The organism is Aquabacterium sp. (assembly GCF_044226965.1).
Taxonomy (GTDB): domain Bacteria; phylum Pseudomonadota; class Gammaproteobacteria; order Burkholderiales; family Burkholderiaceae_C; genus Pseudaquabacterium.
Map to the genome: position 1 here is coordinate 52,310 of NZ_JBGAGA010000038.1, position 7,150 is coordinate 59,459.

Sequence of the window (7,150 nt, forward strand, 5' to 3'; positions counted from 1 at the left end):
GCCATCGAAAACTGCCAGGAGTATGGGATGAAGAGGACAGCCGTGGCCGCTGCAGTGGCCGTGAGTCTGGGTGGGGGATTGATGGCCGCGCCGGCATGGGCGCAGTCGGCCGACGGTGGGGTGCAGACGGTGATCGTCACCTCACAGAAGCGCAAGGAAGACGTCAAGCAGGTGCCGCTGGCGATCTCGGTGCTGGGCGGCGACGCGATGAAGGACAACCAGATCGTCAACTTCAGCGATCTGGCGCGCTCCGTCCCGAACCTGTCGTACTCGACGCAGGCCGGCCCGGGCCTGGCCACGCTGCAGCTGCGCGGCATCAGCACGCAGGCAGGCTCGGCCACGGTGGCGATCTACCTCGACGACGTGTCGCTGACCACGCGCAATCTCTACAGCCAGGGCACGGTGGAGCCGCGCTTCTTCGACATCGAGCGGCTCGAGGTGCTGTACGGCCCGCAGGGCACCCTGTACGGCGCCAGCGCGCTGGGCGGCACGCTGAAGTTCATCAGCAAGCAGCCGGACATGAAGATGCTGGCTGGCGGCGCCACGGCCGAGGTGTCGACCACCAAGGACGGCGGCATGAACTACCTGCTGCAGGGCGTGCTGAACATTCCGTTGTCGAAGGACACGGTGGCGCTGCGCGTGGGCGTGCAGTCGGGCAAGGACAGCGGCTACATCGACCAGGTCGACGTGAAGAACCCGTCGAGAGTGATCGCCAAGGACATCAACGAAGGCCGCTGGGACGTGGCCAAGCTGGCGCTGAAGGCGCAGCTCAACAAGGACTGGTCGGTGACGCCGGCGCTGTTCTACCAGCGCTTCCGCAGCGACGACATCGACGCAGCGTACCTGGCGGTGGGCGACTACCAGAGCGCCAACCAGGGCACGCCCTTGCAGCGCTTCCAGACCAGCAAGATCGTGCGCGAGCCCGGTACCGACACCCTCACCGTGCCCAGCGTCACGGTGGCGGGCGACCTGGGCTTCGGTGACTTCACCGGCATCCTCAGCGGCTACAAGCGCCGCTTCGACCGCCGCCAGGACGGCACCTACATCAACTCGACCTACATCGGCTCGGTGACGACCGATCCGGTGCTGGGCATGGGCACGATCCAGTACCTGCCTTCGGCAGTGGATCTGAACAACCGCGTCAACCAGACCTCGATCGAATTGCGCCTGGCGTCGAAGGACTACGTGGCCGGTGGCAACCCGATCACCTGGCTGGTGGGGGCCTACGCGTCACGCCTCAAGACCGAAGTGTTCGACAACGAGCCGATCTTCGGGATCACCAAGGCCTTCAAGGACGCCGGCTACAACGTCGAGGACCCCAACGACCTGGCCGACACCTTCCCGGGTGCCTTCACTGGCGACAGTTCGTACTACAGCGCGCGGCACTACAAGGAGCGCAACGCTGCGGTCTTCGGGCAACTCCAGTACCACTTCAGTCCCACTCTGCGGGCGGTGTTCGGTTTGCGGCTGCAGCGCTTCAGCCAGGACTTCACGCGCGAAGGCGACTTCTACTATGCCGGTGGCCCGACAAGCAACGCGACATCCTCCTCGAAGAATTCCAGCACTCCGCGCTTCGCCCTGGACTGGGACCTGAGCAAGGAAGTCACGACCTACCTGAACATTGCGAAGGGCTTCCGTAACGGTTCCGCGAACCGGCCGGTGCCGCTGACCGCGATCGTCAAGGAAGACCTGGCCGCGATGGGCCTGCCGCAGACCATTCCCGAGTCATACAACAACGACTCGCTCTGGAACTACGAGATCGGCAGCAAGATGCGCCTGGCCAATGGCCTGACCCTGAACAGCGCGCTCTACTACATCAAGTGGAAGGACATCCAGCAGGATGTGACGCTGCCCAACGCCGGCTTCGACTTCGAGACCAACGTCGGCAAGGCCGCGGCCTATGGCATCGAGGTCGATGCGCGCTGGCGCGTCAACAGCGATTTGACGCTCAACGCGGCGGCGAGCAGCGTGCACGCCACCTTCTCCGAGGACACGCCGGCGCTCGGCAGCACCGATGCCGGCCTGAACGTGAAGAAGGGCGACCGCATCCAGGGCGTGCCGAAGTACACCGCCAAGCTGGGCTTCGAGTACCGCTTCCCGCTGATGGGCGCCGGCGCATTTGTGCGCGGCAGCGCCGACTGGACCGGCTCGAGCCGGGGCACCTTCGTGCGCGATTCGACCGACTACAACCGCCCGGGCTACATGACCTACGGCGGCAGCTTCGGCGTCACCTTCGACAAGCTCGAAATCATCGCCTTCGCGAAGAACCTCGGCAACAACCACAAGGTGATCCAGCAGCCGAACGTCCAGGGCGTGGACGAGGTCTACTACCTGCGGCCGCGCACGATCGGCGTTACCGCCAACTACGAGTTCTGACCGTAGCGTTCAGGCCGGGTCGTCCAGCCAGGACAGCTCGGCCTCGCTGAAGCCGGCGCTTCGCCGCGCCGCCAGGTTGTACGGCGGCTTCAGGCGCGGCGCCTGGTGGCGCTTCAGCAGCTGCGGGTACAGCGCCTCGGGGTCCAGCCCGTCGCGCGCGCAGAGCCAGCGGTACCAGTGGTTGCCGATGGCCACGTGGCCCACCTCGTCGCGCAGGATGATGTCGAGGATGGCCACCGCCTGGGGGTCACCGGCCTTGGCCAGCTTGGCCTGGATCGGCGGCGTGGCGTCCAGCCCCCTGGCTTCCAAAGTACGCGGCACCAGCGCCATGCGGGCGACGATGTCGTGCTTCGTGCTCTCGGTCATCGCCCAGAGGCCGTTGTGCGCGTCGAAGTCGCCGTAGTCGTGGTCCAGCGTGCGCAGGTGCTCGCGCAGCAGCGTGAAGTGCAGCGCTTCCTCGCCGGCCACCTGCAGCCAGTCGCGGTAGAACTTCTCCGGCATGCCGGGGAAGCGCCATACCGCGTCCAGCGCCAGGTTGATCGCGTTGAACTCGATGTGGGCAATGGCGTGCAGCAGCGCGGCGCGGCCCGCGAGCGTGAAAGGCGAGCGCCGCGGCACCTGGTCGGCCGCCACCAGGCGCGGCAGCGGTGGGCGGCCGGGCAGGCCGGGCGGCTCGGCAAGCGCGCTGTCCACGTCGATCGCCAACTCGCCGGCACGTGCCGCGTCGAGCAGGGCGCGTGCGGCCTCGGCCTTGGTGGCGGGGTCGGTGATCTGAAGCACCTCGAGGGCGCGCGGTCGCAGCTGCATCCCTAGAATCATAGGTTTACGAACGAGAGTGCGATGGCGATCTTCCGACTGGGCGATTTCGTGCCCCATGTGTCACCCAGTGCCTGGGTGGCCGACAACGCCCAGGTCATCGGCCAGGTCACGCTGGAAGACGATGCCAGCATCTGGTACAGCGCGGTGCTGCGCGGCGACAACGACCGCATCCACATCGGCGCACGCAGCAACGTGCAGGACGGCAGCGTGCTGCACGTCGATGCCGGCGTGCCGATGCACCTGGGCAATGACGTCACCGTGGGCCACCAGGTCATGCTGCATGGCTGCACGATCGGCGACTGCACCTTGATCGGCATCCAGAGCGTGGTGATGAACCACGTGCGCATCGGCCGCAACAGCATCGTCGGCGCCGGCTCGCTGGTGACCGAGGGCAAGGAGTTTCCGGATGGCGTGCTGATCGTCGGCTCGCCGGCGCGCGTGGTGCGCGAGCTCACGCCCGAGCAGCAGTCCAGGCTGCAGCTGATGGCCGCGCACTACATCGAGCGCCAGCGCCTGCACCGCAGCCAGCTGCAGCGCATCGCCTGACGGTGGGCTGATGGATCAACTCCACAAGTTCCTGTTCGACGGCCTGGCCGTGCGCGGCATGCTGGTGCGCCTGGAAGGCAGCTGGCGCGAGCTGCTGTCGCGGCGTGCGGCGCGCGACGACGGCGGCCATGCCTTTCCGGCACCGGTGCGCGCGCTGCTGGGCGAGATGGCCGCGGCCGGCTGCCTGATGCAGTCGAACCTGAAGTTCAACGGTGCGCTGATCCTGCAGGTGCATGGCGACGGGCCAGTGAAGCTGGCGGTGGCCGAGACCCTGTCGGACCTGAGCTTCCGGGCCACCGCCAAGGTGGTGGGACCGGTGCCGGCCGATGCGCGGCTGGAGGCGATGCTCAACGTGCACGGCAAGGGCCGCTGCGCGATCACGCTCGATCCGCGTGACCGGCTGCCGGGCCAGCAGCCCTACCAGGGCATCGTGCCGCTGCACGGCGACCAGCGCGAGCCGCTGCAGCGCCTGAGCGAGGTGCTGGAGCACTACATGCTGCAGTCCGAGCAGCTCGACACCAAGCTGGTGCTGGCGGCCAGCGACGAGGTGGCCGCGGGCCTGCTGATCCAGCGCCTGCCAGCCGCGGGCGAGGCCAACCTCGCGGGCGGCGCCGCGGTGCCGCGCGACGAGGACCAGATCGGCTTGAACGAGGACTTCAACCGCATCGCGATGCTGGCCGCCACCCTGACGGCCGACGAGCTGCTGTCGCTGGACCCCGAGGTGGTGCTGCGCCGGCTGTTCTGGCAGGAGCGACTGACCCGCTTCGAGCCGCAGACCCCGCGCTTCGCCTGCAGTTGCTCGCGCGAGCGGGTGGGGGCGATGCTGCGCGGCCTGGGCCGCGAGGAAATCGACTCGGTGGTGGCCGAGCGCGGCGAAGTGGAAGTCGGCTGTGACTTCTGCGGCGCGCAGTACCGCTTCGACCCGGTCGACGTGGGCGAGCTGTTCACGCCGGGGCGCGACCAGCCGCCGGCGAGCGGCACGGTGCAGTAGGGCTTCGACAGCCCCTCGGGCTTCCTGCGCGCCAGGCTCGGGCTGGCGCTGGCCGCGCTGGACAAAGAGCCCGGCGAACACGGTTCGTTTTTGCCGATTGGCGCCGCTCGGTTCAGGCCAACATGGTCGGATAAGCCCCGGCACCCTGCCGTGGGCACCTCATCGAGAACCAACGAGGCCCCGATCCCATGTCCATCACCACGACCCTCCCAGCGTCCGACCCGGCCGAGTTCGCCAACCGCGCCCCGGGCGAATCAAGGATCACGGAGGTGGTGTTCCTCGACGCGAACGTGGAAGACCTGCCGCTGTTGCTGGCGGCGATGCAGCCGGGCGTGCGGGCCTTCGTGCTCGACGGCGGCCAGGACGGGCTGGCACAGATGGCGGCCCAACTGGCCGGCTTGTCGGGATTGACGGCGATTCATGTCGTCTCGCACGGCGCCGAAGGACGCGTGCAGCTGGGTGGGCTGTGGCTGGACAGCGGCAACCTGCCCGAGCATGCGGCTGCGCTGGCGCAGATCGGCGGCGCGCTGGCCAGCGGCGGCGACCTGCTGTTCTACGGCTGCAACCTGGCCGAGGGCGACGCGGGTGCCGCATTCGTGGATCAATTGGCGCGCGCCACCGGCGCCGACGTGGCGGCATCCGACAACCTCACCGGCTCTGCGGCCTTGGGTGGCGACTGGGTGCTCGAACGCCAAACCGGTGCCATCGAGGCGGGTCTGTTTGCCGCCGGCGTTGACCTGAGCTACGACCATCTGCTGGCCGCGCCGACGACGGAGACCTTCGACGGCGTCACGGTGACTGACGGACACAGTTTCGGCACACCGGGCCAGCCCCGCACCATCGACGGCTGGACCTTCACGCTGCTGGGCGCCAACGGCAACCCCGACACCAGCATCAACAGTTTCATCGACGTGACGAACGTCGCCAGCGAAACCTCCCTGGCCAACGACGGCGCCGACCATGCGGCCGTGCTCAATGGCGCCTATGCCCCGGGCACCGGGGGGCAAGCCGCCGCCGTGATGGCGGCCACGACCGGTGAGGAGTTTGCCTTCCAATCCATCGTCGTCGAGCAGTACCAGTCAGGCGGTGCCGACTATCGCCTGGTGGGCTATCGCAACGGCAGCGCCGTGAACGGCGCCACGCAGGACTTCACTGCAGGCTCCTATCCCAACGGCGGCACCCTGGTCACGGTCTCCGGGGGTGCCTGGCAGAACCTGGATGAGGTGCGCATCGTCCGCCAGAACGGGGAGACCGACATCTCCATCTATGTGGACGACATCACCGTGGGCCCCATCGTGCGGCCCACGGCGACCGTGGTCGTCGCCGACGCGGCCCTGGCCGCCGGGGAAACCTCGCTGGTCACGTTCACGTTCTCGCAAGCAGTCACCGGCTTCACCAATGCGGACCTGAGCATCGACAACGGCACGCTGACCAACGTCACGTCCAGCGACAGCGGCGTCACCTGGACCGCCACCTTGACGCCCGCCGCCGGCATCAGCGACCCGACCAACGTGATCACCTTGAACATGGCGGGCGTGAGCACGGTCGCCAGCTCGGTCGCCGGCACGGGCACGCAGAATTCCAACAACTACACCATCAGCACGGTTCGGCCCACCGCCAGCATCGTGGTGGCCGACACCTCGCTCACGATCGGCGAGACCTCGGGGGTGACGATCACCTTCTCCGAAGCGGTGACCGGCTTCACCAACGCCGACCTCAGCATCGCCAACGGCACGCTCAGCAGCGTCAGCTCCAGCAACGGCGGGGTCACCTGGACGGGCACCTTCACGCCCACGGCCAGCATCACCGATGCCACCAACGTCATCACGCTGGACAACACCGGCGTGACCGATCTGGCAGGCAATGCCGGCAGCGGCAGCACCGATTCCAACAACTACGCCATCGACACGGTGCGCCCGACGGCCAGCATCGTGGTGGCCGACAGCGCGCTCATCACGGGCGAAACCTCGCTGGTGACGTTCACCTTCTCCGAAGCGGTGACCGGCTTCACCAACGCCGACCTGAGCATTGCCAACGGCACGCTCACTTCCGTCAGCTCCGGTGACGGTGGCATCACCTGGACGGCCACCCTCACGCCCGCCGACGGCGTCGCCGACGTCACGAATGTCATCACGCTGGACAACACCGGTGTGGCTGATGCGGCGGGCAATGCCGGCACCGGCACCACCGACTCCAACAACTACAGCGTCCTGACGGCGGGTCCCACCGCCACCGTGGTGGTGGCCGACACGGCGCTCAAGATCGGCGACACCTCGCTGGTGACCTTCACCTTCAGCGAAGCGGTGAGCGGCTTCACCAACGCCGACCTGACGATTGCCAACGGCACGTTGACGGCGGTGAGCAGCAGCGACGGCGGCACCACCTGGACCGCGACGCTGACGCCCACGGCCGGCATCG

At 67.8% G+C, this 7,150-nt stretch carries 5 protein-coding genes; 4 read left to right on the plus strand and 1 reads right to left on the minus strand.

What is annotated here, in order from left to right:
• The first annotated feature begins 27 nt into the window (after positions 1-27).
• A complete protein-coding gene (locus ACILR4_RS17435; RefSeq protein WP_395702130.1) occupies positions 28-2,376 on the plus strand; it encodes a TonB-dependent receptor in 2,349 nt (782 codons plus the stop codon).
• Between the two features lie 9 nt (positions 2,377-2,385).
• Here the strand turns inward: ACILR4_RS17435 and ACILR4_RS17440 are convergent, their stop codons facing one another.
• A complete protein-coding gene (locus tag ACILR4_RS17440) occupies positions 2,386-3,183 on the minus strand; it encodes a ferritin-like domain-containing protein (protein WP_395702131.1) in 798 nt (265 codons plus the stop codon).
• 33 nt (positions 3,184-3,216) lie between these two features.
• Here ACILR4_RS17440 and ACILR4_RS17445 point away from each other — a divergent pair, with 33 nt between their 5' ends.
• The 3 genes from ACILR4_RS17445 to ACILR4_RS17455 form a co-directional block, all read left to right on the plus strand.
• On the plus strand, positions 3,217-3,741 hold the full coding sequence (locus ACILR4_RS17445; RefSeq protein ID WP_395702132.1) for a gamma carbonic anhydrase family protein: 525 nt from the start codon (positions 3,217-3,219) through the stop codon (positions 3,739-3,741).
• A gap of 10 nt (positions 3,742-3,751) precedes the next feature.
• Positions 3,752-4,732 (plus strand): Hsp33 family molecular chaperone HslO, encoded by a 981-nt coding sequence (locus tag ACILR4_RS17450; RefSeq protein ID WP_395702133.1) that lies wholly within the window; start codon positions 3,752-3,754, stop codon positions 4,730-4,732.
• Positions 4,733-4,920: 188 nt separating this feature from the next.
• Positions 4,921-7,150, plus strand: a 2,230-nt coding sequence (locus ACILR4_RS17455) for an Ig-like domain-containing protein (protein ID WP_395702134.1), incomplete at its 3' end; no start/stop codon positions are given.

Bases quoted from the DNA above. Each gene is read 5' to 3' on its own strand.
- ACILR4_RS17440 (WP_395702131.1), bottom strand. From the start codon at position 3,183: ATGCAGCTGCGACCGCGCGCCCTCGAGGTGCTTCAGATCACCGACCCC.
- ACILR4_RS17450 (WP_395702133.1), top strand. From the start codon at position 3,752: ATGGATCAACTCCACAAGTTCCTGTTCGACGGCCTGGCCGTGCGCGGC.
- ACILR4_RS17445 (WP_395702132.1), top strand. From the start codon at position 3,217: ATGGCGATCTTCCGACTGGGCGATTTCGTGCCCCATGTGTCACCCAGT.
- ACILR4_RS17435 (WP_395702130.1), top strand. From the start codon at position 28: ATGAAGAGGACAGCCGTGGCCGCTGCAGTGGCCGTGAGTCTGGGTGGG.